At 66.1% G+C, this 24,225-nt stretch carries 24 protein-coding genes; 9 read left to right on the forward strand and 15 right to left on the reverse strand.

Annotated features, from left to right (window positions below; all coding sequences use genetic code 11):
* The first annotated feature begins 51 nt into the window (after positions 1-51).
* Positions 52-480 carry an SRPBCC domain-containing protein gene (locus IV088_RS16500; RefSeq protein ID WP_291104343.1) on the forward strand — a complete coding sequence of 143 codons (429 nt, stop codon included), beginning with the start codon at positions 52-54 and terminating at the stop codon, positions 478-480.
* A gap of 45 nt (positions 481-525) precedes the next feature.
* Here IV088_RS16500 and IV088_RS16505 read toward each other — a convergent pair whose 3' ends face one another.
* Genes IV088_RS16505 through IV088_RS16525 form a run of 5 tightly spaced genes read right to left on the reverse strand, consistent with a single transcriptional unit; the run spans position 526 to position 7,090 of the window.
* Positions 526-1,803 (reverse strand): alanine racemase, encoded by a 1,278-nt coding sequence (locus tag IV088_RS16505; RefSeq protein ID WP_291104344.1) that lies wholly within the window; start codon positions 1,801-1,803, stop codon positions 526-528.
* Positions 1,804-1,809: 6 nt separating this feature from the next.
* Positions 1,810-1,992: a hypothetical protein gene (locus IV088_RS16510; protein ID WP_236965942.1), complete on the reverse strand. Its 183-nt coding sequence runs from the start codon at positions 1,990-1,992 to the stop codon at positions 1,810-1,812.
* Positions 1,993-1,997: 5 nt separating this feature from the next.
* The gene (gene parC, locus IV088_RS16515) at positions 1,998-4,343 is read right to left on the reverse strand and encodes a DNA topoisomerase IV subunit A (RefSeq protein WP_291104345.1); all 2,346 of its coding nucleotides are present in this window, start codon (positions 4,341-4,343) and stop codon (positions 1,998-2,000) included.
* A 21-nt stretch (positions 4,344-4,364) separates the two neighbouring features.
* Positions 4,365-5,120: a lytic transglycosylase domain-containing protein gene (locus IV088_RS16520; RefSeq protein WP_291104346.1), complete on the reverse strand. Its 756-nt coding sequence runs from the start codon at positions 5,118-5,120 to the stop codon at positions 4,365-4,367.
* The gene (locus IV088_RS16525; RefSeq protein WP_291104347.1) at positions 5,120-7,090 is read right to left on the reverse strand and encodes a DNA topoisomerase IV subunit B; all 1,971 of its coding nucleotides are present in this window, start codon (positions 7,088-7,090) and stop codon (positions 5,120-5,122) included. Before IV088_RS16525 ends, IV088_RS16520 begins: the two co-directional genes overlap by 1 nt.
* 169 nt (positions 7,091-7,259) lie before the next feature.
* Between IV088_RS16525 and IV088_RS16530 the strand changes: the two genes are divergently transcribed.
* The 5 genes from IV088_RS16530 to bamC all read left to right on the forward strand — a co-directional run bounded on the left by IV088_RS16530 (position 7,260) and on the right by bamC (position 11,338).
* A complete protein-coding gene (locus IV088_RS16530) occupies positions 7,260-8,504 on the forward strand; it encodes an MFS transporter (protein ID WP_291104348.1) in 1,245 nt (414 codons plus the stop codon).
* The gene (locus IV088_RS16535) at positions 8,501-8,629 is read left to right on the forward strand and encodes a hypothetical protein (protein WP_291104588.1); all 129 of its coding nucleotides are present in this window, start codon (positions 8,501-8,503) and stop codon (positions 8,627-8,629) included. The genes IV088_RS16530 and IV088_RS16535 overlap by 4 nt, the downstream gene beginning before the upstream one ends.
* On the forward strand, positions 8,629-9,183 hold the full coding sequence (locus IV088_RS16540) for a class I SAM-dependent methyltransferase (protein ID WP_291104350.1): 555 nt from the start codon (positions 8,629-8,631) through the stop codon (positions 9,181-9,183). The genes IV088_RS16535 and IV088_RS16540 overlap by 1 nt, the downstream gene beginning before the upstream one ends.
* A gap of 84 nt (positions 9,184-9,267) precedes the next feature.
* Positions 9,268-10,155 (forward strand): 4-hydroxy-tetrahydrodipicolinate synthase, encoded by an 888-nt coding sequence (dapA, locus tag IV088_RS16545; RefSeq protein ID WP_291104351.1) that lies wholly within the window; start codon positions 9,268-9,270, stop codon positions 10,153-10,155.
* Positions 10,156-10,213: 58 nt separating this feature from the next.
* Positions 10,214-11,338 carry an outer membrane protein assembly factor BamC gene (gene bamC / locus IV088_RS16550; RefSeq protein WP_291104572.1) on the forward strand — a complete coding sequence of 375 codons (1,125 nt, stop codon included), beginning with the start codon at positions 10,214-10,216 and terminating at the stop codon, positions 11,336-11,338.
* Positions 11,339-11,467: 129 nt separating this feature from the next.
* On the opposite strand, the gene IV088_RS16555 is transcribed toward bamC, so the two are convergent.
* The 3 genes from IV088_RS16555 to IV088_RS16565 form a co-directional block, all read right to left on the reverse strand.
* A complete protein-coding gene (locus IV088_RS16555; protein ID WP_291104352.1) occupies positions 11,468-11,818 on the reverse strand; it encodes a hypothetical protein in 351 nt (116 codons plus the stop codon).
* Between the two features lie 221 nt (positions 11,819-12,039).
* A complete protein-coding gene (locus tag IV088_RS16560; protein ID WP_291104353.1) occupies positions 12,040-12,552 on the reverse strand; it encodes a hypothetical protein in 513 nt (170 codons plus the stop codon).
* A gap of 19 nt (positions 12,553-12,571) precedes the next feature.
* Entirely contained in the window at positions 12,572-13,726 is a 1,155-nt protein-coding gene (locus IV088_RS16565; RefSeq protein ID WP_291104355.1) for a cupin domain-containing protein, read from the reverse strand.
* Positions 13,727-13,740: 14 nt separating this feature from the next.
* Here IV088_RS16565 and IV088_RS16570 point away from each other — a divergent pair, with 14 nt between their 5' ends.
* Positions 13,741-14,283 (forward strand): FKBP-type peptidyl-prolyl cis-trans isomerase, encoded by a 543-nt coding sequence (locus tag IV088_RS16570; RefSeq protein ID WP_291104357.1) that lies wholly within the window; start codon positions 13,741-13,743, stop codon positions 14,281-14,283.
* Between the two features lie 79 nt (positions 14,284-14,362).
* Here IV088_RS16570 and dut read toward each other — a convergent pair whose 3' ends face one another.
* From dut to xseB, 7 genes are all read right to left on the reverse strand, one after another.
* Positions 14,363-14,812 carry a dUTP diphosphatase gene (gene dut / locus IV088_RS16575; protein ID WP_291104359.1) on the reverse strand — a complete coding sequence of 150 codons (450 nt, stop codon included), beginning with the start codon at positions 14,810-14,812 and terminating at the stop codon, positions 14,363-14,365.
* Entirely contained in the window at positions 14,813-16,603 is a 1,791-nt protein-coding gene (locus tag IV088_RS16580; protein WP_291104362.1) for a TRAP transporter large permease subunit, read from the reverse strand.
* Between the two features lie 2 nt (positions 16,604-16,605).
* Positions 16,606-17,226 carry a TRAP transporter small permease subunit gene (locus tag IV088_RS16585; protein ID WP_291104365.1) on the reverse strand — a complete coding sequence of 207 codons (621 nt, stop codon included), beginning with the start codon at positions 17,224-17,226 and terminating at the stop codon, positions 16,606-16,608.
* Between the two features lie 179 nt (positions 17,227-17,405).
* Entirely contained in the window at positions 17,406-18,485 is a 1,080-nt protein-coding gene (locus IV088_RS16590; protein ID WP_291104368.1) for a TRAP transporter substrate-binding protein, read from the reverse strand.
* 248 nt (positions 18,486-18,733) lie between these two features.
* Positions 18,734-20,623 (reverse strand): 1-deoxy-D-xylulose-5-phosphate synthase, encoded by a 1,890-nt coding sequence (gene dxs / locus IV088_RS16595; protein ID WP_291104574.1) that lies wholly within the window; start codon positions 20,621-20,623, stop codon positions 18,734-18,736.
* Between the two features lie 35 nt (positions 20,624-20,658).
* Positions 20,659-21,543, reverse strand: a complete 885-nt coding sequence (locus IV088_RS16600) for a polyprenyl synthetase family protein (RefSeq protein WP_291104371.1) — start codon at positions 21,541-21,543, stop codon at positions 20,659-20,661.
* A complete protein-coding gene (gene xseB, locus IV088_RS16605) occupies positions 21,540-21,809 on the reverse strand; it encodes an exodeoxyribonuclease VII small subunit (RefSeq protein ID WP_291104374.1) in 270 nt (89 codons plus the stop codon). The genes IV088_RS16600 and xseB overlap by 4 nt, the downstream gene beginning before the upstream one ends.
* Positions 21,810-22,086: 277 nt before the next feature.
* Between xseB and IV088_RS16610 the strand changes: the two genes are divergently transcribed.
* Both IV088_RS16610 and IV088_RS16615 read left to right on the forward strand, forming a co-directional pair.
* Entirely contained in the window at positions 22,087-23,232 is a 1,146-nt protein-coding gene (locus IV088_RS16610) for an aromatic ring-hydroxylating dioxygenase subunit alpha (protein WP_291104376.1), read from the forward strand.
* Between the two features lie 105 nt (positions 23,233-23,337).
* Positions 23,338-24,222: a DMT family transporter gene (locus IV088_RS16615; protein WP_291104379.1), complete on the forward strand. Its 885-nt coding sequence runs from the start codon at positions 23,338-23,340 to the stop codon at positions 24,220-24,222.
* Positions 24,223-24,225: the final 3 nt, after the last annotated feature.

Genomic DNA, 24,225 nt, shown 5'->3' on the forward strand with positions numbered 1-24,225 from the left:
GTCGGGGATCGTTGTTGTCGAAACACCTGACCAAGCCCCGAAGGAGGCGCCATGACCACCCAACCCACCCGCATCACCATCGAAGCCCGCCCGCAATGCAGCGTCGCCCGGGCCTGGGCCGCGTACACGGACCCCGGGTCGATCACCCAATGGAACTTCGCCGCGCCGGAATGGCACTGCCCGCGCGCGGAAAACGACCTGCGTGTCGGCGGCGTGCTGCGCACGCGCATGGAGGCGCGCGACGGCTCGATGGGTTTCGACTTCGAGGGCACGTACACCGAGGTGGTGCCGCTGCAGCGCCTCGTCTATGCGCTGGGCCCAGACCGCGAGGTGGTGGCGACCTTCCGCGACACGGGGGACGGGCACACCGAGGTGACCGTGAGCTTCACGCCGGAAAACACCCACCCGGTGGAGTTCCAGAAAGCCGGCTGGCAGGCCATCCTGAACAACTACCAGGCGCACGCCGAGAGCACGGCTTGAACCGCTGCGTCGGCCAGGGACAGGGCCCGAACCCGAACGACAGCGTCAGAACCAGGTGGTGACGGCATCCACCACGCGGTAGGCATCGTCCACCACCGGCATCCAGCGCCACTTGTCGAAGGTCGTGCAGGGGTGTGAAATGCCGCAGGCCACGGTTTCGCCGAGTTGCGGCCACTCGGTCTGTGGCGCCGCCGGGTCGTGCCGCAGGTAGGCGTGCTGGTCGTTGAGGGCGTCGATGCGCCAGTGGACGGGCACGGCCCTCGGTGCGCCACCCTTCGCGTCAGAGCGCCAGATCGGCAAAGGCAGATCGAGGTCGTGCGACACGTCGCGCCGGCCCATGCTGAGCAGGGCCAGGCCGGGCTCGGGGCAGCTCTGCACGCAGGCCAGCACCTCCAGCGCGGGCTTCAGGGTTTCACGAAGGCTCAGCCGTTCACCCACGCAGCAGAGGTAACGCTGGTAGCGCTGGTGGTCGTGTGTGAGGTAACAGCCAGAGCGCAGCACGCCGCGCACCGGGCGGCCCAGGTCGGGTGTGAGGCGCTCGGCCACCAGATCAAAGATGGCGGAGCCGCCAGCGCTGAGGATGACTTCTTCATGAGTGAACCAGCCCTGGGCGATGGCTTCATGCGCGATCGCGTCCACACGGTCCATCAGGGCTTGCACGGTGGCGCGGTCTTTGGCGTGGTCGCAGCTGGCGGTGGTGCCTTCGTAACACTCGATGCCGACGAGTTGCAGCGCCGGGCTGGCAGCGATGCGCTGGGCGATCTGCCGCGCTTCACCCGCCGTGCGGCAGCCGGTGCGCTGGCCAGCGATGCCCAGCTCCAGCAGCACCTCGAAGCGGCCGTTGAAGCCGCTCGCCGTGGCCCAGGCTTCGATCAGGTCCACCTGTCCCACCGAGTCCACCAGGAACAGCGAGCGCAACGCGGGACGTTCGGCGTGCAGCAGCGCCAGCGCGTCCAGCTCGGCGGGCTGGACCACCTGGTTGGCGATCAGCAGCACGGGCACGCCGTGACGTGCGCCCACGGCCGCCTGGAACACGGTGGCGAAGCTGATGCCCCAGGCGCCCGCCTCCACCTGCAGGGACCACAGCTCGGGCGACATGCTGGTCTTGCCGTGGGGCGCGAGATCAATGCCGCGCTGCGCGCAGAAGTCCCGCATCCAGTGCAGGTTGTGCTGCAGCGCGCTGTGTTTGAGCACGGCCAGCGGCAGGGCCAGGTCACCGCGCAGCAGCCGCCAGCCTTGCTGGGGAATCTGCTCGCGCGTGAGCGGCGCGCCAGCGGTGGGAAAGCCTTTGAGGTGGGGGCCGAAAACCGGGAGCGGGGCCATGGCGGTTCAGCGGCGGTTCTTGCGCGCCTGCGCGCGACGCACCTGCCGGCTTTGTTGTGCCAGCGCGCGCTCGGCCTCAGCGGCCTGCTTCGCGTCGCGACGGGCCTGGAGCCGCTTGCCGATGAGGCGGCCCACGAAGAAGGTCAGCACGAAGCTGGCCAGCACCACGAACAGGCCGATCCCATCCATGTTCATCACTCCACCCGCGTTACGCGGTTCGGCTTGAAGCCGAGATCGGCCGCCTTGCCCTTGCGGCCGCGGGCGGCGCGGGCGTTGTTGAGGCTGCGGATCTCCAGCGTTTCGTCGCGCTCCTTGCCGCCCCGACCGATGCCTTCGATCTTGATGCTGCGAGTGTAGGCGGCCGCGCCGGCCAGCGTGTCCTTGGCTTCGAGGTCGATCAGCATCAGGCCGCGACCGCCCTTCTCCATGGCCTTGAGTTCGGCGATCTCAAACGTGAGGATGCGGCCACCGGTGGAGGCGCAGGCCACGTGCGTCGCTGGCAACAGCGGCTGGCTGCCACTGGTGTTCGCCACGTGCGACGGCGCACAGATCGTCTCACCGTCGCCCACGCTGATGAAAGCCTTGCCGGCCTTCTGGCGAGAGACCAGGCTTTCCGCGGTGGCCAGGAAACCGTAGCCACCGGTGCTGGCGAGCAGCAGCGTCGCGTGGGCCGGGCCGGCGAAGTAGTGCAGCGGCTGCGTGCCGCTTTCGAGCTCGATCAGCGTGGTGATGGGCTGGCCGTCGCCGCGCGCGCCGGGCAGGCTGGCGACCGGTACCGAGTACACGCGGCCGTTGCTGCCGAAGACGATGAACAGGTCCACCGTGCGGCATTCAAACGTGCCGTAGAGGCCGTCGCCCGCCTTGAAGGCGAAGCTGCTGGCTTCGTGGCCGTGGCCGGTGCGCGCGCGCACCCAGCCTTTGCTGGAGATGACGACCGTGACCGGTTCATCCACCACCTTGATTTCGGCCACGGCCTTTTTCTCGGTCTGGATCAGCGTGCGCCGCGGGTCGGCGAAGGTCTTGGCGTCGGCCTCGATCTCTTTGACCATCAGGCGCTTCAGGCTGGCCGGGTTGCCCAGGATGTCTTCCAGCTTGCCCTGCTCTTCGCGCAGGTCCTTGAGCTCCTGCTCGATCTTGATGGCTTCCAGCCGCGCGAGCTGGCGCAGGCGGATTTCAAGGATGTCCTCGGCCTGGCGGTCGCTGAGTTTGAAGGCCTCGATCAGCGCAGGCTTGGGCTCGTCGCTGTGGCGGATGATGCGGATCACCTCGTCGATGTTCAGCAGCACCAGCTGCCGGCCCTCCAGGATGTGGATGCGGTCGAGCACCTTGTTCAGGCGGTGCTGTGTGCGGCGGGTGATGGTGGACTGGCGGAACGCGATCCACTCTTCCAGCATCAGCCGCAGGCTCTTCTGCGTCGGCCGGCCGTCGAGGCCGATCATGGTCAGGTTGATCGGTGCCGAGCTTTCCAGGCTGGTGTGGGCCAGCAGCGCGGTGATGAGTTCGCTCTGCTCGATGCGGCTGCTCTTGGGCTCGAACACAAGCCGAACCGGCGCATCCTTGCTGGATTCGTCGCGCACCACGTCCAGCACCATCAGCATGCTGGCCTTGAGCTGGGTCTGGTCCTGGCTCAGCGCTTTCTTGCCGGCCTTGACCTTGGGGTTGGTGATCTCTTCGATCTCTTCCAGCACACGCTGGCTGCTCACACCCGGCGGCAGTTCGTTCACCACCAGCTGCCACTGGCCACGCGCCAGGTCTTCGATCTTCCAGCGCGCGCGCACCTTGAGGCTACCGCGGCCCGTGCGGTAGGCGTCGGCGATGTCGCCCACCGGGCTGATGATCTGGCCGCCACCGGGGTAGTCCGGGCCGGGGATGAGCGTGAACAGTTCGTCGTCGCCGAGCTGGGGGTTCTTCACCAGCGCCACGCAGGCGTCGGCCACTTCGCGCAGGTTGTGGCTCGGGATTTCGGTGGCCAGGCCGACGGCGATGCCACTCGCGCCATTGAGCAGGTTGAACGGCAGGCGCGCGGGCAACTGCTTGGGTTCTTCGAACGAGCCGTCGTAGGTGGGGATGAAGTCCACCGTGCCCTGGTCGATCTCGTCGAGCAGCAGGCCGGTGATCTTGGCCAGGCGCGCTTCGGTGTAACGCATGGCGGCGGCGCCGTCGCCGTCGCGGCTGCCGAAATTGCCCTGGCCGTCGATCAGCGGGTAACGCTGGCTGAAGTCCTGCGCCATGCGCACGAGGGCGTCGTAGGCCGCGCTGTCGCCGTGCGGGTGGTACTTGCCCAGCACGTCGCCGACCACGCGCGCGCTCTTGACCGGCTTGGCCGCGGTGTTGCCGCTGAAGCCCAGACCCATGCGGTCCATGGCGTAGAGGATGCGGCGCTGCACCGGTTTCTGGCCGTCGCACACGTCGGGCAGGGCACGGCCCTTGACGACGGAGAGCGCGTATTCGAGGTAGGCGCGTTGCGCGTAGGTGGCGAGGTTGTCTTCGCCGGGCTCAACGGGTTCGGCCGGCGCCAGGTCGGGGGTCAGGATGTCCATGGGAATTCGGTGGGGGTCAGGTCAGAGCGAGGCCACGGGCAGGCTGCCGCGTCGGGGCTGCATCGCAGCGGGTGACACGGTTGTCCGCCCCTCGCTCACCGCACGGGGCGGCAGCAGGTTCTGGTGAAGTTGGGTGACCTTGCGCACGTAGTCGCGGGTCTCGGGGTAGTTGGGCACCTTGCGGCCGGCGCGCAGCACAGCGCCCTCGCCGGCGTTGTAAGCCGCGATGGCCAGCTCCAGCTCGCCGTTGAAGTACTTCAACAGCCAGGCCAGGTAACGGGCACCGGCCTGCACGTTGGTGCGCGGATCGGTCAGGCGCTCTTCCAGTGTCTGGTTGGCCTTGGAGCGCACGCCGAAGCGCTGCGCCGTGTCGGGCATGAGCTGCATCAGGCCGATCGCTCCCTTGGGGCTGACCGCGCGGGTGTTGAACCCGGACTCGGTGGCGATCACGGCCTGCAACAGCTCGAACTCCAGCCCGTGGGCGTTGGCCGCCTCTCGGATCAGGTGGCGAACGGCCTTGAAATCGGTGGACACATCGAATCGCGCGCCGACGCCGGGCGGCGCATTGACCGCGCTGGGCGCCTGACCGGTGGGCGACACGGCCTGGGCCTTGGCCCCCCGGTAGAACAGTTCATAGCGGCGATCGACCTGGTGGTCGGCGAAGTGCGTCACCCCTTTGCGGTCCACGTAGCCCCAGATCTCGGCGCGTGCGGGCGCGGCCGCGAGCAGCAGCCCGGCCGCGACCCACGCGGTGAGCAGGCGAAGCGCGCGGCGCATCACACGTCCACCTCCACCGAGTCACCGTGCAGCTCCATGAGCTCGCGCCGCGAGGCCGCTTCGCCTTTGCCCATGAGCTTGGTGATCAGCGCCTCTGTCGCCGCAAAATCCATCGCGCCCAGCGTCACCTGCATCAGTCGGCGCGTGTCGGGGTTGAGCGTGGTGTCCCAGAGCTGCTCGGCGTTCATCTCGCCCAGGCCCTTGAAGCGGCTGATCGGGCACTTCTCGCGCGCCACGCCGTCTTTCTCGGCCTTGTCCAGGATGGCCTGCAGCTCGCCGTCGTCCAGCGCGTATTGCTTGAGCGCCGGCTTCTTGCCGCGTGCGGGCACGTCCACGCGGAACAGCGGCGGGCGCGCGACATACACGTGGCCGGCTTCGATGAGTTTGGGGAAATGGCGGAAGAACAGCGTGAGCAGCAGCACCTGGATGTGCGAGCCGTCCACGTCGGCATCGCTCAGGATGCAGACCTTGCCATAGCGCAAGCCGCTCATGTCGGGCGTGTCCAGCGGGCCGTGGGGATCGACGCCGATGGCGACCGAGATGTCGTGGATTTCGGTGTTGGCGAACAGCCGGTCGCGCTCCACCTCCCAGGTGTTGAGCACCTTGCCGCGCAGCGGCAACACGGCCTGGCATTCCTTGTCGCGGCCCATCTTGGCACTGCCACCGGCCGAATCGCCCTCGACCAGGAACACCTCGTTGTGGGCCAGGTCGCGGCTCTCGCAGTCGGTCAGCTTGCCGGGCAGCACCGCCACACCGGAGCCCTTGCGCTTCTCCACTTTCTGCCCGGCCTTCTGGCGCGTCTGCGCGGCCTTGATGGCGAGTTCGGCCAATTTTTTGCCGTAATCCACGTGCTGGTTGAGCCAGAGCTCCAGCGCCGGGCGCACGAAACCGCCGACCAGGCGCACCGCGTCGCGCGAGTTCAGGCGTTCCTTGATCTGGCCCTGGAACTGCGGGTCCAGCACCTTGGCGCTCAACACGTAGCTGGCGCGGGCGAACACGTCTTCGGGCAGCAGCTTCACGCCCTTGGGCAGCAGCGCGTGCATCTCGATGAAGGCCTTGACCGCCTGGAACAGACCGTCGCGCAAGCCGCTGTCGTGCGTGCCGCCGGCGCTGGTGGGGATCAGGTTCACGTAGCTCTCACGCACCGGCTGGCCGTCTTCGGTGAAGGCGACGCACCACGAGGCGCCCTCGCCATCGGCGAAGTTGTCGTCCTTGGCATCGGCAAAACCTTCGCCTTCGAACAGCGGGATCACCGGGTCACCGTTCAGCGTCTGCTGCAGGTAGTCGCGCAGGCCGGCCTTGTAAAGCCAGACCTGGGTGTCCTTGGTCTTCTCGTTCACCAGCGTGACCTGCACGCCCGGCATCAGCACCGCCTTGCTGCGCAGCAGGTGCGTCAGCTCGTTCATGGGCAGTGCGGCGGATTCGAAGTACTTGCCGTCGGGCCAGGCGCGCACCGTGGTGCCCTGCTTGCGGTCGCCCTCGCCCTTGGGCGTGATCACGAGTTGTTCGATCACGTCGCCGGCCGAAAAAGCCAGCTTGGCCACCTGGCCTTCGCGGTAGCTGATCACTTCCAGCCGTGTCGAGAGCGCGTTGGTCACGCTCACGCCCACGCCGTGCAGGCCGCCGGAGAAGCTGTAGGCGCCGCCCGAGCCCTTGTCGAACTTGCCGCCGGCGTGCAGGCGGGTGAACACCAGCTCGACCACCGGGGCTTTCTCTTCGGGATGCAGGCCGAACGGGATGCCGCGGCCGTCATCTTCCACGCTCACAGAGCTGTCGGTGTGCAGCGTGACCTTGATCTTCTTGCCGTGGCCGGCCAGGGCCTCGTCGGCCGCGTTGTCCAGCACTTCCTGGATGATGTGCAGCGGGTTGTCGGTCCGCGTGTACATGCCCGGACGCTGTTTGACCGGCTCCAGTCCTTTGAGGACGCGGATGGAGCCTTCGGAATATTCAGAGGGAGATTGGGTCGCCATGGGGGCGGATTGTATGCGCACCACCCCAAAGCACTGTATGCAAATACAGATGTGATTCCCGGCTTTTTCTGGCGATGCCGCCTTTGCATCAATCGCGGCGAAAAATTTCACGGCCGGGTGTCCGACCCGCCACACCCCCGGAAAGGCCGTATTCGCTACATTTGACGGGATGACCTCCGCTGCCCATCCCTCTCCACAGCCCCGACTTTCCGCCCTTCAGGTGCTGGCCTGCGGCGCCGCCATCGTCACGCTCTCCATGGGGGTGCGCCACGGGTTTGGCCTCTGGCTGCAGCCGATCACCCAGGACCAGGGCTGGACGCGCGAGAACTTCGCGTTCGCGCTGGCGGTTCAAAACCTGTCCTGGGGCCTGTTCGGCATCTTTGCCGGCATGGCGGCCGACCGCTTTGGCGCCTTTCGAGTGCTGCTGGTCTGCGCCGTGCTGTACGCATTGGGCCTGACTGGCATGGCGCTCTCGCCCACCCCGCTCACGTTCGCGCTCACCGCGGGCGTGCTGATCGGCGCTGCGCAGGCGGGCACCACCTACGCCGTGATCTACGGCGTGATCGGGCGGCAGATCCCGGCCGAGAAGCGGTCCTGGGCCATGGGCGTGGCCGCGGCGGCGGGTTCGTTCGGCCAGTTCCTGATGGTGCCGATCGAAGGTTGGCTGATCAGCGGCTTCGGCTGGAAGGAGGCGCTGCTGATCCTTGGCGGCGCGGTGCTGCTGATCATGCCGCTGGCGCTGTTTTTGCGCGAACCGGGCTTCGTGGGCGGCGTGGCACCGCCCCGCGAGCAGACCATTCTTCAGGCCGCACGCGAGGCCTTCAGATACCGCAGCTTCCAGCTGCTGATGGCAGGCTACTTCGTCTGCGGCTTCCAGGTGGTGTTCATCGGCGTGCACATGCCGAGCTACCTCAAGGATCACGGCCTGTCGCCCCAGGTGGCGAGCTACGCGCTGGCGCTCATCGGCCTGTTCAACGTGCTGGGCACCTACGCCGCCGGCGTGCTGGGCCAGCGTTTCCCCAAGCGCCACATCCTGTCGTTCATCTACCTGGCCCGCGCCGTGGCGATCAGCGCCTTCCTGATCGCGCCGCTCTCGCCGGCCAGCGTTTACGTGTTCGCGGCCGTCATGGGCGTGCTGTGGCTGTCCACCATTCCGCCGACCAACGCGGTGGTGGCGCAGATCTTCGGCGTGGCGCACCTGTCCATGCTGGGCGGCTTCGTGTTCTTCAGCCACCAGATCGGCAGCTTCCTGGGCGTGTGGCTGGGCGGCTACCTGTACGACCAGACCGGCAGCTACGACATCGTCTGGTACATCTCGATCGCGCTGGGCGTGTTCGCCGCACTGATCAACCTGCCGGTGCGCGAGTCGCCCATCACCCGCGGGCCGCAGCGCGTGTCGGGGGCCGTCGCGTGAAGCCGATGGCCGTCCGGGCGCTGACGTGGGCCGGGGTGGTCCTCGCGCTGCTGGGCACACTCTCGCTCTACAACCGCCCTGATTTTCTGGTGAACCTCGCCGACCAGCTCTGGAGCTGTTTCTGATGCACGGCACGGAAGCACCTTCGCTCTGGGTCCGGCGCTGGGCGCACCTGGTGCCGGCGGGCGGTTCGGTGCTGGACGTGGCCTGCGGTCATGGGCGCCACCTGCGCTGGTTCGCGGCGCGCGGCCACAAGGTGACGGGCGTGGACCGCTCGGCCGAGGCCATTGCCTCCATCGCGGGGCTTGGCCGAGCGGTCGAAGCCGACATCGAGAACGGACCATGGCCTTTTGAAGGTGAACGGTTCGGTGCCGTGGTGGTGACCAACTACCTCTGGCGTCCGCTGTTGCCCACCCTCGTCGCCAGCGTGGTCGACTGTGGCGTGCTGATCTGCGAGACCTTTGCCGCCGGCAATGAAACCGTGGGCAAGCCCTCGCGACCCGACTTCCTGTTACAAAACGGCGAATTGCTGCGGGCCTGTGCCGACCTGCACATCGTGGCCTATGAAGACGGCTTCTGCGACGCCCCTGAGCGCTTCGTCCAGCGCATCGCGGCGGTGCGAAAACGCCCGTCCATCGACGCCCTGCCCCAGCGCTTTGCGCTGGATGCCGCTGGGTAGAATGCGGGATTCGCGCGCGAGCCGCCCGGGTCCTTTTTTCCTTCGGTGCCGCGACACGGCGCCCCCCGTACCGAGACAGAGAACATGAAACCCATCACCGGCAGCATCGTTGCCCTCGTCACCCCGTTCCTCCCCGATGGCAGCGTGGACTACCCCACCCTTCGCAAGCTGATCGACTGGCACATCACCGAAGGCACCGACTGCATCGGCGTGGTCGGCACCACGGGCGAGTCACCCACGGTGTCGGTGGAAGAGCACTGCGAAATCATCCGCGTGTCGGTCGAACAGGCGGCCAAGCGCGTGCCCATCATGGCCGGCTGCGGCGCCAACTCGACCGCCGAAGCCATCGAGCTCGCCAGGTTTGCCCGACAGGTCGGCGCCGACTGCCAGCTGCAGGTCGTGCCTTACTACAACAAGCCAACCCAAGAAGGCCAGTACCAGCACTTCAAAGCCATCGCCGAAGCCACCGGCGACCTGCCCGTGGTGCTCTACAACGTGCCCGGCCGCAGCGTGGCCGACATGTCGGTGGAAACCGCCTTGCGCCTGGCCACCGTGCCCGGCATCGTCGGCATCAAGGAAGCCACCGGCAACATCGAGCGCGCACAGTGGCTGATCCGCGAAGCACCCGAGGGCTTTGCCATCTACTCCGGTGACGACCCGACCGCCGTGGCGCTCATGCTGTGTGGCGGTCAGGGCAACATCAGCGTGACCGCCAACATCGCGCCACGCCTGATGCACGAGCTCTGCATGGCCGCCATCGCCGGCAACATCCGTCAGGCGATGGACATCCAGTTCCGCCTGATGCCCGTGCACAAGAACCTGTTCGTCGAAGCCAACCCGATCCCGCTGAAGTGGGCCATGGCCCGCATGGGCCTGTGCGCCGAGACCATGCGCCTGCCGCTCACGCCCATGACGCGCTCGCTGGAACCCCAGGTCGAGGCCGCGCTCAAAGACAGTGGTCTGATCGACTGATCCGCGCCCAAACTCACCGAAGACAACGAGCCCCTACATGCACACCCCATCCCGCCCCATGTCATCTTCGTCCACCAGCCTTCGGTGCGCCACTCCCCGGGTCCGCCTCGGCGTGGTGACTCTGGTCGCCGTGCTGGCCACGGGCTGCTCTGTGCTGCAGGAAGACAAAATCGACTACAAGAGCGCGCGCCAGGGCACCACGCTCGACGTGCCACCCGATCTGACCCAGCTGAGCCGTGACGCGCGTTACCAAGTGCCCGGTTCGGTCGTGACGGCGAGCGGCTACCAGACCGCGCAGCCGGTCGCTGGCACAGGCGCCAGCGACACGGCGGCCAACAAGGTGGGCGACGTGCGCATCGAGCGCGCTGGCAGCCTGCGCTGGCTGGTCATCGATCGCCCGGCCGACAAGGTCTGGGCACCGGTCAAGGACTTCTGGCAGGAGAACGGCTTCGTGCTCACGCTGGATCAGGAAAACCTGGGCGTGATGGAAACCGACTGGGCCGAGAACCGCGCCAAGCTGCCGCAAGACCTGATCCGTTCCACCCTCGGCAAGGTCTTTGACAGCCTGTACTCGACCGGCGAACGCGACAAGTTCCGCACCCGGCTGGAGCGCAACGCCGCCGGTGGCACCGAGGTCTACATCAGCCACCGAGGCATGATCGAGGTCTACACCGACGCCAGGAAAGACCAGACGGTCTGGCAGCCCCGCCCGGCCGATGTAGAGCTGGAAACCGAATTCCTGCGTCGTTTGATGATCAAGCTGGGTGTGAACGAGGCGCAGGCCAAGGCCGTGGTGGCGTCGTCTCCCACCCAGACGACCGCCCGAGTGACCACCGTCAACAACCTGCCCGCCCTGCAACTGGAAGATGACTTTGACCGCGCCTGGCGCCGCGTGGGGCTGTCGCTTGACCGCACCGGATTCACCGTGGAAGACCGCGACCGCACCCAGGGCACGTATTTCGTCCGCTACGTGCCCTTGGCCACCACCGATGCGCCCAAGCCGGGCTTTTTCGGCCGCCTGTTCGGCGGCAGCGAGCCACAGGCCAAACCGGCGCAATACCGCATCGCCGTGCGCACCAGCGGCACGACCACCACCGTGTCGGTGCTCAATGCGCAAGGACAACCCGACGGTTCGGCCGATGCGCAGCGCATCGTGCAACTGCTGGCCAACGACATCAAGTAAACGGCAGCGGACCGCCACCTCGCCCGGCGGTCCTGCCTTCGCCGAACCGGATCCGGGGTCCGGTTCAGGCAAAAAAAAGCCGCTGTTCTCACAGCGGCTTTTTTGCTCGGGCCGAAGCCCGATCCCGATTTACTGGGCAGGCTTGGCAGCGGCCTTGGCGGCTTCGGCAGCCTTGTCAGCGGCTTCCTTGGCTGCGTCGGTGGCGGTGGCAGCGGCGTCCTGAGCGGCACCGGCAGCGTCTTTGGCGGCACCGGCAGCGGCGTCAGCAGCACCAGCGGCGACGGCACCAGCAGCGGCGCCAGCGGCAGCACCGGCGCTGGCGGCAGCAGCGCCAGCATCCTTGGCGGCGTCGACAGCGGCACCAGCAGCTTCCTTGGCCGCTTCAACGGCGGGGGCAGCAACAGGAGCTTCTTCTTTCTTGCCGCAAGCGGTCAGGGCGATGGCGGCGAGCAGGGAGGCGAGCAGAACGGTCTTTTTCATGGTGATTCCTCAGGATGGATGAACAAAATGATCTTGAATCAACCATAAAAAAACCCGAATGCATGATCCGGGCTTGGTTGACCCTGCTGCGCGAGCGTTGGTAGGCGCTCTGCAGACTGGAATGGAATGATACCTTCCAATGAACTATCCGTATTTACCCTCGTTCACTTTTTCTTTTGTTGACAAAGACCGTTGCAAAAAAACAAACGGTAACCCAATGGTCACAGTCCCAAGGTCGTTGCGGCAAACGAAGGGCTCCCCTGCTGCCAGCAAGCCTGCAAGCGTTCATGCAGCTGCGTGCAGCGTTCGGGCTCGGTGCTGGCCACCAGGGTGCACCGGTCGATGTCGAGGCGCTCCATGGTCCAGCCCGGCGACCAGATCGCGCTGGGCACGTCTCCGCCCGACAACATGCGACATGCATGGGCCTCGACCAGGTGGGACCAGGTGGTGCGCCACTGCACCAGACGGGGATGCTCCTCGCGCAGGCGACCGAAATCCCGGGCCAGGAACCGAATGTGCCGCCCACGACCGGCCCAAGCTTGAAGTGAGTCCACCACGGCGCGCTCGCCCAAAGGCCAGTCGGCGAAATCGGGGTCACTGAGCACGATGTGCGCCCATCGCTCTCGCGCGGCGCAGGCGAGGGCCTGGCGCACCAGATCGGCAAACGCCTGACGGCCCTGCAAGCGCCCCACAGGCAGCGCCACCGGTTCGTTCACACCTTGTTCGGGTTCCATCGCTTCGCTCCTTTTCGGTTCAGGTCTCGGATTGGGGGTGCAACCACCCCGCCTCAAACCAGTCCTGCAGAAGCGCGCAGGCGCCTTCGCTCGCGCGCTGAACCCGAGCCTGGTCCAGTCGCCGTTGATCGGCCAACGTGTGCATCAGGCGCGCGTCTGCCCCGCCCGCTCGGAAACTTTCGCCGTTGATGAAGATGTGGCGGTCGTCGTACATCATGCGGGTGCGCCGGTCCAGCACCACGGCCGATGGCGTCCATTCGGCCTGCGGCTCCTCGAACCACACCCGGGGCTTGGGCTCGGTCATCACTTCGCCCAGTGCGCAGGCTAGCGACGCCCGGTCGGCCAGCAATCGCCGAAGTCCGTCGGCGGCAAAGGCTTCCAGCGAGGCGGGCATGGCCGCCGGGGTCGCGGTGGCCGGCTGGTCTGGGTCGCGGTACAGCGTGGCGTCGTCGCAATCCTCGGCCATGCGCTGCAACAGTTCACCCGCGAGCCCACCGCGCTGCGGTACGCGGAACCCGGCTGAGTAGGTCATGCAGTGGTCGCCCACGGCGATGCCATCGTGCGCCCAGCGCGGTGGCAGATACAACATGTCGCCAGGATTGAGCAGGTGCTCTTCTTCGGGTTCAAAGTGGCTGAGAATCTTCAGCGGAACCCCTTGTTCCAGCGACAGGTCTTTCTGCCGGCCAATGCGCCAGAGGCGCTGACCGCTGGCCTGGAGCAGGAACACGTCGTAGCTGTCGAAGTGCGGCCCCACACCACCGCCGTCACTGGCCCAGGAAATCATCAGGTCGTCGAGCCGTGCATCCGGCACAAAACGAAAGCGTTGCAGCAGCTCATGGGCCGCGTTCACATGCAGGTCCACGCCCTGCACCAGCAGCGACCAGCGGGGTTGCTTCAGCGGAGGAAAGGCCCGCGGACCGAAAGGCCCGTGCTTGAGCGCCCAGCCTTTGGGTTGGTGCACGATCAGGCGCGACTCGACCGCCTCGTCCGTCGCCATCGAGAACAGCTGCTGGCGGCTGAGCAGCGGCTGAAACCCCGGGAAGGCTTGGCGGATCAGGAGGGGCTTTTTTTGCCAGTGGCGGCGCATGAACTGCGCCTGCGTGAGTCCTCCGAGCATCTGGCTGGGTTGGTCAATCGAAGCGGCGGTGGCGCTGGAACGGGTGGCTTGTGTCATGGGACAATTGTCCGATGAAAATCACCGAACAATGCGTCGTGGCACTGACCTGGGCGCTCAAAGACACCCTGGGCGAAGAACTGGACACGCTGGATGAGCCGGTCGAATTCCTGGTGGGTGGAAGCGACCTGCTGGCCAGCCTGGAAAGAGGCCTGCAAGGGTACGAGGCCGGCGACACCGTGGAACTGCAGATCGAGCCTCAAGACGCCTTTGGCGACTATGACGATCGCCTGCTTTTTCTGGAGCCCCGCCACCTTTTCCCGGAGAACATCGAGGAAGGCATGGGCTTCGAAGGGCTGCCTGAGGGCTGCAATAACAGCGCGCCGCGCGACCGCCTTTACTTTGTGAGCGACATCTATCCGGACCACGTGGTCATGGACGGCAACCACCCACTGGCGGGCATCGCCCTGCGCATCAAACTCAAGGTGCACTCGGTGCGCGAGGCGACCGTGAGCGAGATCGGCAAAGGCTCGTTGGGCACCGGCTTCTTCAGCATGCAGGTCGATGGCGACGACGGCGTTGGTGACCCCTCTTCGTCATCGCCCACCCTTCACTGACGCTCGCTGGACCCTCTTCGGAAACAACAAAGGCTGCTTTCGCAGCCTTTGTCTTTTGCCATGGCGGTTCAACGCCGATTCAGCCACGCCCGGTGGAGCCGTACCCACCCACCCCGCGCTCGCTGGCCGCAGCGAAGTCGTCCACCACGTTGAAGCGCGCCTGCACCACCGGCACGATCACCATTTGAGCGATGCGCTCCATGGGCTCGATGGTGAAGGCCACGTCGCTGCGGTTCCAGGCGCTCACCATGAGTTGCCCCTGGTAGTCGCTGTCGATCAGGCCCACCAGGTTGCCCAGCACGATGCCGTGTTTGTGGCCCAGGCCGGAGCGAGGCAGGATCATCGCGGCGTAGCCCGGGTCGGCCAGGTGGATGGCCAGCCCGGTGGGCACCAGCTGCCAGGCGTTGGGCGCGAGGGTCAGCGGAGCGTCCAGGCAGGCGCGCAGGTCCAGTCCGGCGCTGCCGCTGGTGGCGTAGGCAGGAAGCTGGCCCGCCATGCGCGGATCCAGCACTTTCACGTCGATCTGCATTTATTCGGCTTTCTTGACGGCGTCTTCCAACGCCTTGGCCGGGTCGACTTCCTCTTCCGTCTCGGGCGCCGGCATGCCGTCCTTGGACTCGCCTTCGGGGGCTGCTGCGCCCTCGGCCGCCGGATCGGCTTCTTCCTGCTGCAGGTCCTGCATGTTGTTGAGCATGTCGGTCACCGAAGCGTCGTCCACCACCGTGGCTTTCTCCAGGCTGCCGGTCACCAAACCCGGGTTGAGCACCACCACGGCCACCATCATCAGTTGCAGGATGATGAAGGCGATCGAGCCCTTGTAGATCTGCGCCGTGGTCACGGCCGGAATGCGCTGCTTGGTCACGTGGTCGGTGTAGTCGCTTCGGGCGGCCACGCTGCGCAGATAGAACAGCGCAAAACCGAACGGGGGCGTGAGGAACGAGGTCTGCAGGTTCATGGCGATGATGATGCCGAACCAGATCAGGTCGATGCCCATCTTCTCGGCCACCGGCGCCAGCAGCGGGATCACGATGAACGCGATCTCGAAGAAGTCGATGAACATGCCGAGGATGAACACCAGCACGTTCACCACGATCAGGAAGCCCATCTGGCCGCCCGGCAGCTTGGCGAACAGGTGCTCGACCCAGAAGTGGCCATCGGCCGCGTTGAAGGTGAAGCTGAAAGCCGTGGAGCCGATCAGGATGAACAGCACGAAGATCGCCAGCTTGGTGGTGTTCTCCAGCGCTTGCGTCAGCAGAGGCCAGCTCAACCGCTTGCGCGAGCCGGCCATGATCAGCGCACCCAGCGCACCCATGGCGCCGCCTTCGGTGGGGGTGGCAATGCCCAGGAAGATCGTGCCCAGCACCAGGAAGATCAGCACCAGCGGCGGGATCAGCACAAAGGTCACCTGCCCGGCCAGCCGCGACAGCAGGCCCAGTTTGAACAGGCTGTTGACGATGGCCAGCGCCAGCGCCAGAAACGACGCCACGGTGAGCGACATGATGACGATCTCATCGCCTGGCGCATCCATTTCCCGTCCGATCATCGGGTTGATGATGGACTGGTGCACCTGCGACCAGACGTAGCCAGCGGCGGCGCAGATCAGCAGCAAGACCAGCAGCGAGCGGTGGCCGCTGCTGCCGTTGGGTTCGTTGTACACGCGCGCCTCGGCGGGCAGCGCAGGCACCCAGGCGGGCTTGACAATCGCCACGCCGGCGATGAACAGCAGGTACAGGCCCACCAGCATCAGACCGGGCAACAAACCACCCGAGTACATGTCACCGACCGAACGGCCGAGCTGATCGGCCAGCACGATCAGCACCAGCGACGGCGGAATGGCCTGCGCCAGCGTGCCAGAGGCGGTGATGGTGCCGGTGGCAATGGTGCGGTTGTAGCCGTAGCGCAGCATGATGGGCAGCGAGATCAGGCCCATGGAAATCACGGCAGCGGCCACCACACCCGTGGTGGCGGCCAGCAGCGCGCCCACCAGGATCACGGCCACGGCCAGCCCCCCGCGCACCGGGCCGAACACCTGGGCCACGGTGGCCAGCAGGTCTTCGGCCATGCGGCTGCGCTCCAGGATGATGCCCATCAGCGTGAAGAACGGGATGGCCAGCAGGGTGTCGTTCTGCATGATGCCGAACACTCGCAGCGGCAACGCCTGGAACAGGTTGGAGGGGAAGAGCCCGATCTCCATGCCGATGAAGCCAAAGAACAAGCCAGTGGCCGAGAGGGCGAACGCCACCGGAAAACCCGACAGCAGGAACACCAGCAGGCCGCCGAACATCAGCGGCACAAAATTGGCGGTGAGGAATTCGACCATGATCAGTTCGCTCCCTTGAGTTGTTGTTCTTGTTTGAGGCGCTCCTGCTCTTCTTCTTCCAGCAGCTGCTGGGCCAGAAGTTCTTCGTCGCTCGGACCTTCATGGGCCAGCACGTCGGGGCCGTTGCCCGTCAAAAAAGCGAAGCGTTTGATCAGCTCACTGATGCCCTGCGCAAACAGCAGGGCGAAACCCAGCGGGATCAAGCCATAGACAGGCCAACGGATCAGACCGCCGGAATTGGACGACATTTCGCCCGTGGTCCAGGCGCGCTCGAACAGGGGGAAACCCAGCGTGACCATGGCGTAGCAGAGAGGGAACAGGAACACCAGAATGCCGAACGCGTCCACCCAGTTGCGCCCCCGGGCGCTGAACTTGGACGACACAAAGTCGATGCGCACGTGGGCGTTGCGCAAGAACGCGAAACCCGCGCCCAGCATGAACACCGCCGCAAACAGGTACCACTGGATTTCCAGCAAACCGTTGGAGCTGGTGTTGAAAATTTTGCGCACGATCGCGTTGCCGGCGCTGATGAGGGTGGCGGCCAGGATCAGCCACATCGCCAGCTTGCCGATCAGCTCGCTGACAGCGTCAATCAGACGCGAAACACTTAGCAAAAACTTCATGGAATACCCCGCACGAATGTGCATGTTCAGCGACAGGCCTGTCTGTCGTCTGCTGGAAACCCCTGCGCCCGGTCCGCAAGAAGCCGCGGCGGAAGGGATCTGCGGCTGGGAGGCCACAAGACTTGACCGAGCGAAAAACCCCGCCGTGGCGGGGCTTTTCACCGGACACCGGGAGCGAATTACAGCTTGGCCGACTGCATGTAGCGGTCGAACTGCGCTTCGGTGAATCGGAACCAGAGGTTCTGATCCTTGCGGAAGGCGGCGTAGTCGCCGTACACCTTTTTCCACTTCGGGTTGGTGTCGTTGAGCTCGGTGTAGAGCGACATGGCCTGTTTGAAGGCCTCGTCCATCACGGCCTTGGGGAACGGCAGCACCTTCACGCCAGCGGCGACCAGTTGCTTGAGCGCACCCGGGTTGCGACCGTCGTACTTGGCCTGCATGTCCACGTGGGCATGGGACGCAGCCGCTTCAACGATGGCCTGGTATTCCTTGGGCAGTGCGTTGAAGGCCTTGTTGTTGACGTACAGGGTGAGCTGCGGGCCGCCTTCCCACCAGCCGGGGTAGTAGTAGTTCTTGGCCACTTTGTTGAAGCCGAGCTTCTGGTCGTCGTATGGGCCGATCCACTCGGTCGCATCGATGGTGCCTTTTTCGAGTGCCTGGTAGATCTCACCACCGGGGATGTTTTGCGGCACGCCACCCATGCGGGTGAACACCTTGCCGGCAAAACCACCGATGCGCATCTTCATGCCCTTGAGGTCGGCCACGCCCTTGATTTCCTTGCGGTACCAGCCACCCATCTGGGCCCCGGTGTTGCCCATGGGGAAGTTGACGATGTTGTAGGCGCTGTAGAACTCGCGCATCAGCTTCAGACCGTTGCCTTCGTACATCCAGGCCGTCATCTGGCGGCTGTTGAGGCCGAAAGGAATGGCGCAGTCCAGGGCAAAGGTGTCGTCCTTGCCGAAGAAGTAGTACGGGGCGGTGTGGGCGCACTCCACCGTGCCTTCCTGCACACCATCGACCACGCCGAACGCGGGCATCAGCTCGCCACCGGCGTGAACCGAGATGGTGAACTTGCCACCGGTCATTTCATTGACTCTCTTGGCGAACTCTTCAGCACCACCGTAGATGGTGTCCAGCGCCTTGGGGAAGCTGGAAGCCAGACGCCAGCGAATGGCGGCCTGCGCGTGAACAGCGGGTGCAGCTCCTGCGGCCAGCACGCCGGCAATGCCTGCGTGCTTGATAAGGGAACGACGATCCATATTGAATGACTCCGTGGTTGGTATTTCACTCCCGCCCTCAGAGGGTCGGGGACTTGCAGCAGTCCGCGCCATTGTAGGAACGCGCCCCCCCCCAACGGTGGGGGTTTTCCCTCGAAGAACCGGCTTCCGACCCCGATCGTTCAGGCTTCTGCAAGCTTGCGCAAGCCGGCAGGGCATTCGATCAAATCGGTTTCAACGATCGTGTGAAAAGACATCACGCCAAGCCCTCCGGACCGGCACGCGCGGGTTCAGGCCGCGGCCTTGAGCCCAGCGCCGAGCACGTTGGCAAAACGCGCACGGATCGAACGTTCGATGCCCGCGGCGTCCAGCCCCTCTGCCGCCATCAGTCGCGCCGGGTCGCCGTGTTCGGTGAACACATCCGACAGGCCCAGCTGAAGCACTGGCATGTTGATCCCCTCGGCCTGCAGGGCCTCGAGCACGGCGCTGCCGGCACCGCCCATCACACAGCCCTCTTCCACCGTCACCAGCGCTTGGTGGCCGCGGGCCATCTCGCGCAGCAGGTCCAGATCCAGCGGTTTGGCCCAGCGCATGTTGGCCACACTGGCATCCAGTGCTTCTGCCACGGACAGCGCGGGATGCAGCAGCGTGCCAAACGCCAGGATCGCCACACCGCGCCCCCGGCGGCGAACCTCGCCTTTGCCGTAGGGAAGCCCATCCAGGCTAGTCGGAACGGCAGCGCCCACGCCGGAGCCACGCGGGTAACGCACGGCCACAGGATGGTTCTGCGCATGGGCCGTGGACAGCAGCTGGCGCGTCTCGGCTTCATCGGACGGACAGGCGATGGCCATGTTGGGGATGCAGCGCAGGTAGGCGATGTCGTAGGCGCCGGCATGGGTGGCACCGTCAGCCCCCACCAGCCCGGCGCGGTCGAGCGCAAACACCATCGGCAGGTTTTGCAGCGCCACGTCGTGGATCAACTGGTCGTAGGCCCGCTGCAGGAAGGTGGAGTAGATCGCCACCACCGGCTTCATGCCCTCGCAGGCCAGGCCGGCGGCGAACGTGACGGCGTGCTGCTCGGCAATACCCACGTCGAAATAGCGACCTGGAAAACGCTGGTGAAACTCCACCATGCCCGAACCCTCCCGCATGGCCGGCGTGATGCCCACCAGCAGCGGATCGGCCGCGGCCATGTCGCACAACCACTGACCAAAGACCTGCGTGAAGGTCGGCTTGGGGGCCGTGGCGGGCTTGACCAGCCCCACGGCCGGATCGAACTTGCCCGGGCCGTGGTAGGCCACGGGGTCGGCCTCCGCGAGCTTGTAACCCTGACCCTTTTTGGTCACGACGTGCAGGAACTGCGGCCCACTGTTGTGGTCCAGCAGGTGGCGGATGTTTTCCAGCGTGGGGATCAGTGAATCGAGGTCGTGGCCGTCGATGGGGCCCACGTAGTTGAAGCCGAATTTCTCGAACAGCGTGGCCGGCACCACCATGCCCTTGGCGTGCTCCTCCAGGCGCTTGGCCAGCTCGAACAGGGGCGGCGCGCCCTTGAGCACGGTCTTGCCCACATTTTTGGCCGCGGCGTAGAACTGCCCGCTCATCAGCTGCGCCAGGTAGCGGTTGAGCGCCCCCACCGGCGGCGAGATCGACATGTCGTTGTCGTTGAGCACCACGAGCAGCCGCCCCTCGGCCACGCCCGCGTTGTTCAGCGCCTCGAACGCCATGCCGGCGGTCATGGCGCCGTCGCCGATGATGGCCACCGAATGGCGGCTCTCGCCTTTCATCTTCGCGGCCATGGCCATGCCCAGCGCCGCCGAAATGCTGGTGGACGAGTGGGCGGTGCCGAAGGTGTCGTATTCGCTTTCGTCGCGGCGCGGGAAACCGCTGATGCCGCCGAGCTGGCGCAGCGAGTCCATGCGGTCGCGGCGACCGGTCAGGATCTTGTGCGGGTAGGTCTGATGACCCACGTCCCAGACCAGGCGGTCTTCGGGCGTGTTGAACACATAGTGCAACGCCACCGTCAGCTCCACGGTGCCGAGGTTGGAACTCAGGTGGCCACCGGTGCGCGACACGCTCTGGAGCACATGGTCGCGCAACTCGTCGGCCAAGGGGCGCAGCTGCGTGCGCGAGAGCCGGCGAAGATCGGCCGGCGAATCGATGGAGGCCAACAGGTTGCTCATGGCGATCGGGGTGGTCATTGCGGCAAGTTACGGGTTCAGCTGGCGCGGCGGCCAACCCAGTCGGCCAGCGCGTGAAGGGTGTCGGTGTGTGCCAGCCCACTGCGGTGCAGTGCAGCGTGTGCCTGGTCAAGCAACTCGTCGGCGTAGGCTTGCGCCTTCTCCAGCCCCATCAGGGACACAAACGTGGGCTTGTCGTTGGCGGCGTCCTTGCCCGCCGTCTTGCCCAGGGTGGCGGAGTCGGTGGTGACGTCGAGGATGTCGTCCACCACCTGGAACGCCAGCCCGAGGCTGGCGCCGTAAGCCGACAGCTCACGGGTCACGCCGGCCTGCACGTGGGCGGTGGCCACGCCCATCATCACGCTGGCCTGCAACAGGGCGCCGGTCTTGAGCCGGTGCATGGCTTCGAGCGCGGTCTGGTCCAGCGACACCCCCACGCTGGCCAGATCCACCGCCTGGCCACCGGCCATGCCGGTCGCTCCGGCCGCCAGGGCCAGCTGGCGGCACAGCGCGGCCGACAGGGCGGGCGACATCGAACCGTCGTCGGGCACCAGCAGTTCGAAGGCCAGCGCCTGAAGCGCATCGCCGGCCAGCAACGCCTGGGCCTCGCCAAACTGCACATGCACCGTGGGCTTGCCACGGCGCAACACGTCGTTGTCCATGCAGGGCATGTCGTCGTGCACCAGCGAGTAGGCGTGGATGAGCTCGACCGCACAGGCCGCGCGCAACGCGGCGGCGCCATCGCCCTGCACCGCCTCGCCAGCGGCCAGCACCAGCAGCGGTCGCAAACGCTTGCCGCCGTCGAGCACGGCGTAGCGCATGGCCAGCCCCAGGCCGGCGGGCGCATCGGCGGCGACCCACGACGACAGTGCCTGCTCCACGCGGTCTTGCTGGGCGGCGCGCCAGGCCACAAACCCGCTCATGCGGCGTCCCACGGTTTGGCTTCACCGGTTTCGAGCACCCTGATCTGGTTTTCCACCGCATCCAGCCGGGCACGGCAAAAAGCGAGCAGTTCGGCACCGCGCTGGTAACGGGTCAGCAGCTGGTCCAGGGGCAGTTGACCGGCATCGAGCTGCGCCACCAGTTGCTCCAGTTCCTCCAGAGCGGCCTCGTAACTGGCGGCCGCTTCGGTCGTCGCGGCCGTCCGGCTGGCAGCGCGAGTGGTTTTGGCAGTGGGGGAGGTGGTCATGCAAAAAGGTCGAAAGGGGCCACGGGGGCGGCCCGTCAAACGTCCGCGACACAGCCGCGGCGACGCCGGATTTTATCCCCCGCGTTCCGGACCCGTCGTACAGCAGGCCTCCGTCACACCCCCGGGGTACAATCCGCGCTCTTTTTTTCATCACTCAACTGACGGGCCTCCAACGCCCGGAGGGACGCAGCACTTCCACCCTTCCCGCGCCGATCGTTCACTCGCTACGCGCTTCACCCTGCCCCTTCATAGGGGGAGTCTTTAGGTCAAGACCTTCATGTCTGATTTGAGTCTTCAACTCCAGCAGGCCGAAAGCCAACTTCCGGTTTCCAGCTATTTCGACGAGGCGCTGTTCCAGCAGGAACTGGCAACGATCTTCCAGCGAGGGCCCCGTTACGTGGGGCACGCCAACGCCGTGCCCGAGCCCGGTGACTACTACGCCCTCCCCCACGAAGGCGAAGGACGGGCCCTGGTGCGCACCGCCAACGGCGTGGAACTGGTGTCCAACGTCTGCCGCCACCGCCAGGCCGTCATGCTCAAGGGCCGTGGCAACCTGAACCAGACCCACAGCGGGCACTCGGGCGGCCACATTGTCTGCCCCCTGCACCGCTGGACCTACAGCGGCGGCCAGAACACGGGCAACCCCATCGGCTCGCTGCTCGGTGCGCCGCATTTTGCGCAAGACCCCTGTCTGGATCTCAGGCGCTACCCGCTGCGCGAGTGGAACGGCCTGCTGTTCGAGGACAACGGCCGCGACATCGAAGCCGACCTCGCGGGCATGGGCCCGCGCGCCGCGCTCAACTTCGACGGCATGGTGCTCGACCACGTCGAGCTGCACACCTGCAACTACAACTGGAAGACCTTCATCGAGGTCTACCTGGAGGACTACCACGTGGTGCCGTTCCACCCGGGTCTGGGTGGCTTCGTGACCTGCGACGACCTGCGCTGGGAATTCAAGCCCGAGTACTCGGTGCAGACCGTGGGCGCACAGAACCTGCTGGGCAAGGCCGGCAGCCCGGTCTACCAGCGCTGGCACCAGCAGTTGATGCAGTACCGCAACGGCGCGGCGCCCGACCACGGCGCGATCTGGCTCACCTACTACCCGCACATCATGGTGGAGTGGTACCCGCACGTGCTCACTGTCTCAACGCTGCACCCGATCAGCGTCAACCAGACGCTGAACCGGGTGGAGTTCTTCTACCCCGAGGACATCGCCGCCTTCGAACGCGGGTTCGTCGAAGCCCAGCGTGCGGCCTACATGGAAACCTGCATCGAGGACGACGAGATCGGCGAGCGCATGGACGCCGGGCGCAAAGCCCTGCTGGCGCGCGGCGACAACGAGGTCGGCCCGTACCAGAGCCCGATGGAAGACGGCATGCAGCACTTCCACGAGTGGTATCGCGGCAGGATGCGAACGGAGTGAACGTCCTGCTTCTCCCCACCGAGGCCACCGCGGAATCGGCTTTGCCGGGCCGCCAGTGGCGCCCCCTGGGGGGTGACGCCGCAGGCGGCGCGGGGGGATTCTGATATGGCCTGGATGTTGCTCGCCTCGCTGTTCTTCGCGAGCATGGGGGTCTGCATCAAGTTTGCCTCGGTGCATTTCAACAGTTTCGAGATCGTCGCCTACCGGGGCATGGTGGGCGTGATCTTCCTGTATGGCTTCACCCGTGCGCGCGGCATCTCGCTGCGCACCACGGTACCGATGATGCATCTCTGGCGCAGCCTGGTCGGCACCATTTCGCTGACCGCCTGGTTCTACGCCATCGCCGTGCTGCCCCTGGCCACGGCCATGACGCTCAACTACATGAGCAGTGTCTGGATCGCCACCTTCCTGCTCGGTGGCGCGCTGCTGACGCAGGGCCGGGATGCCCCGCTGCGGCAGCAGGGCCCGCTGTTCATGGCCGTGCTGGCGGGCTTTGCCGGCGTGGCCATGATGCTCCGGCCCAGCCTGAACCCGGATCAGGTGCTGGGGGCGCTGGTGGGGCTGCTGTCGGGCATCTTCGCGGCCTTTGCCTACCTGCAGGTGACCGCGCTCAGCCGCGCGGGCGAACCCGAGAGCCGCACGGTGTTTTATTTCTCCATCGGCGCGGTGCTGGCGGGTTTGCTGGGCATGGTGTTTGTCGGCGCCACGCCCTGGACCTGGCCGGCCGCGCTGTGGCTGCTGCCCATCGGGCTGCTGGCGCTGGGCGGCCAGCTGTGCATGACACGCGCCTATTCGCGCGGCGCGACCCTCGTGGTGGCCAACCTGCAGTACTCGGGCATCGTGTTTGCGGGCATCTACAGCCTGGTCATCTTTGGCGACCGGTTGCCGCTGATGGGCTGGCTCGGGATGGCGCTGATCGTCGTGAGCGGCATCACCGCCACGGTGTTGCGCGCCCGCGCGATACCCAACTCGCCCGCCGAAGAGCACTGAATC

Origin of the sequence: Hydrogenophaga sp. (assembly GCF_018780075.1) — a bacterium.
GTDB lineage: Bacteria > Pseudomonadota > Gammaproteobacteria > Burkholderiales > Burkholderiaceae_C > Hydrogenophaga.

What these genes read in the sequence shown, in the direction of transcription:
- IV088_RS16520 (WP_291104346.1), bottom strand. Translation starts at nt 5,120, where the DNA reads ATGCGCCGCGCGCTTCGCCTGCTCACCGCGTGGGTCGCGGCCGGGCTG.
- IV088_RS16505 (WP_291104344.1), bottom strand. Translation starts at nt 1,803, where the DNA reads ATGGCCCCGCTCCCGGTTTTCGGCCCCCACCTCAAAGGCTTTCCCACC.
- parC (WP_291104345.1), bottom strand. Translation starts at nt 4,343, where the DNA reads ATGGACATCCTGACCCCCGACCTGGCGCCGGCCGAACCCGTTGAGCCC.
- dxs (WP_291104574.1), bottom strand. Translation starts at nt 20,623, where the DNA reads ATGAGCAACCTGTTGGCCTCCATCGATTCGCCGGCCGATCTTCGCCGG.
- dut (WP_291104359.1), bottom strand. Translation starts at nt 14,812, where the DNA reads ATGCAGATCGACGTGAAAGTGCTGGATCCGCGCATGGCGGGCCAGCTT.
- IV088_RS16615 (WP_291104379.1), top strand. Translation starts at nt 23,338, where the DNA reads ATGGCCTGGATGTTGCTCGCCTCGCTGTTCTTCGCGAGCATGGGGGTC.
- IV088_RS16510 (WP_236965942.1), bottom strand. Translation starts at nt 1,992, where the DNA reads ATGGATGGGATCGGCCTGTTCGTGGTGCTGGCCAGCTTCGTGCTGACC.
- xseB (WP_291104374.1), bottom strand. Translation starts at nt 21,809, where the DNA reads ATGACCACCTCCCCCACTGCCAAAACCACTCGCGCTGCCAGCCGGACG.
- dapA (WP_291104351.1), top strand. Translation starts at nt 9,268, where the DNA reads ATGAAACCCATCACCGGCAGCATCGTTGCCCTCGTCACCCCGTTCCTC.
- IV088_RS16530 (WP_291104348.1), top strand. Translation starts at nt 7,260, where the DNA reads ATGACCTCCGCTGCCCATCCCTCTCCACAGCCCCGACTTTCCGCCCTT.
- IV088_RS16540 (WP_291104350.1), top strand. Translation starts at nt 8,629, where the DNA reads ATGCACGGCACGGAAGCACCTTCGCTCTGGGTCCGGCGCTGGGCGCAC.
- IV088_RS16555 (WP_291104352.1), bottom strand. Translation starts at nt 11,818, where the DNA reads ATGAAAAAGACCGTTCTGCTCGCCTCCCTGCTCGCCGCCATCGCCCTG.
- bamC (WP_291104572.1), top strand. Translation starts at nt 10,214, where the DNA reads ATGTCATCTTCGTCCACCAGCCTTCGGTGCGCCACTCCCCGGGTCCGC.
- IV088_RS16560 (WP_291104353.1), bottom strand. Translation starts at nt 12,552, where the DNA reads ATGGAACCCGAACAAGGTGTGAACGAACCGGTGGCGCTGCCTGTGGGG.
- IV088_RS16565 (WP_291104355.1), bottom strand. Translation starts at nt 13,726, where the DNA reads ATGACACAAGCCACCCGTTCCAGCGCCACCGCCGCTTCGATTGACCAA.
- IV088_RS16590 (WP_291104368.1), bottom strand. Translation starts at nt 18,485, where the DNA reads ATGGATCGTCGTTCCCTTATCAAGCACGCAGGCATTGCCGGCGTGCTG.
- IV088_RS16500 (WP_291104343.1), top strand. Translation starts at nt 52, where the DNA reads ATGACCACCCAACCCACCCGCATCACCATCGAAGCCCGCCCGCAATGC.
- IV088_RS16525 (WP_291104347.1), bottom strand. Translation starts at nt 7,090, where the DNA reads ATGGCGACCCAATCTCCCTCTGAATATTCCGAAGGCTCCATCCGCGTC.
- IV088_RS16585 (WP_291104365.1), bottom strand. Translation starts at nt 17,226, where the DNA reads ATGAAGTTTTTGCTAAGTGTTTCGCGTCTGATTGACGCTGTCAGCGAG.
- IV088_RS16580 (WP_291104362.1), bottom strand. Translation starts at nt 16,603, where the DNA reads ATGGTCGAATTCCTCACCGCCAATTTTGTGCCGCTGATGTTCGGCGGC.
- IV088_RS16600 (WP_291104371.1), bottom strand. Translation starts at nt 21,543, where the DNA reads ATGAGCGGGTTTGTGGCCTGGCGCGCCGCCCAGCAAGACCGCGTGGAG.
- IV088_RS16570 (WP_291104357.1), top strand. Translation starts at nt 13,741, where the DNA reads ATGAAAATCACCGAACAATGCGTCGTGGCACTGACCTGGGCGCTCAAA.
- IV088_RS16610 (WP_291104376.1), top strand. Translation starts at nt 22,087, where the DNA reads ATGTCTGATTTGAGTCTTCAACTCCAGCAGGCCGAAAGCCAACTTCCG.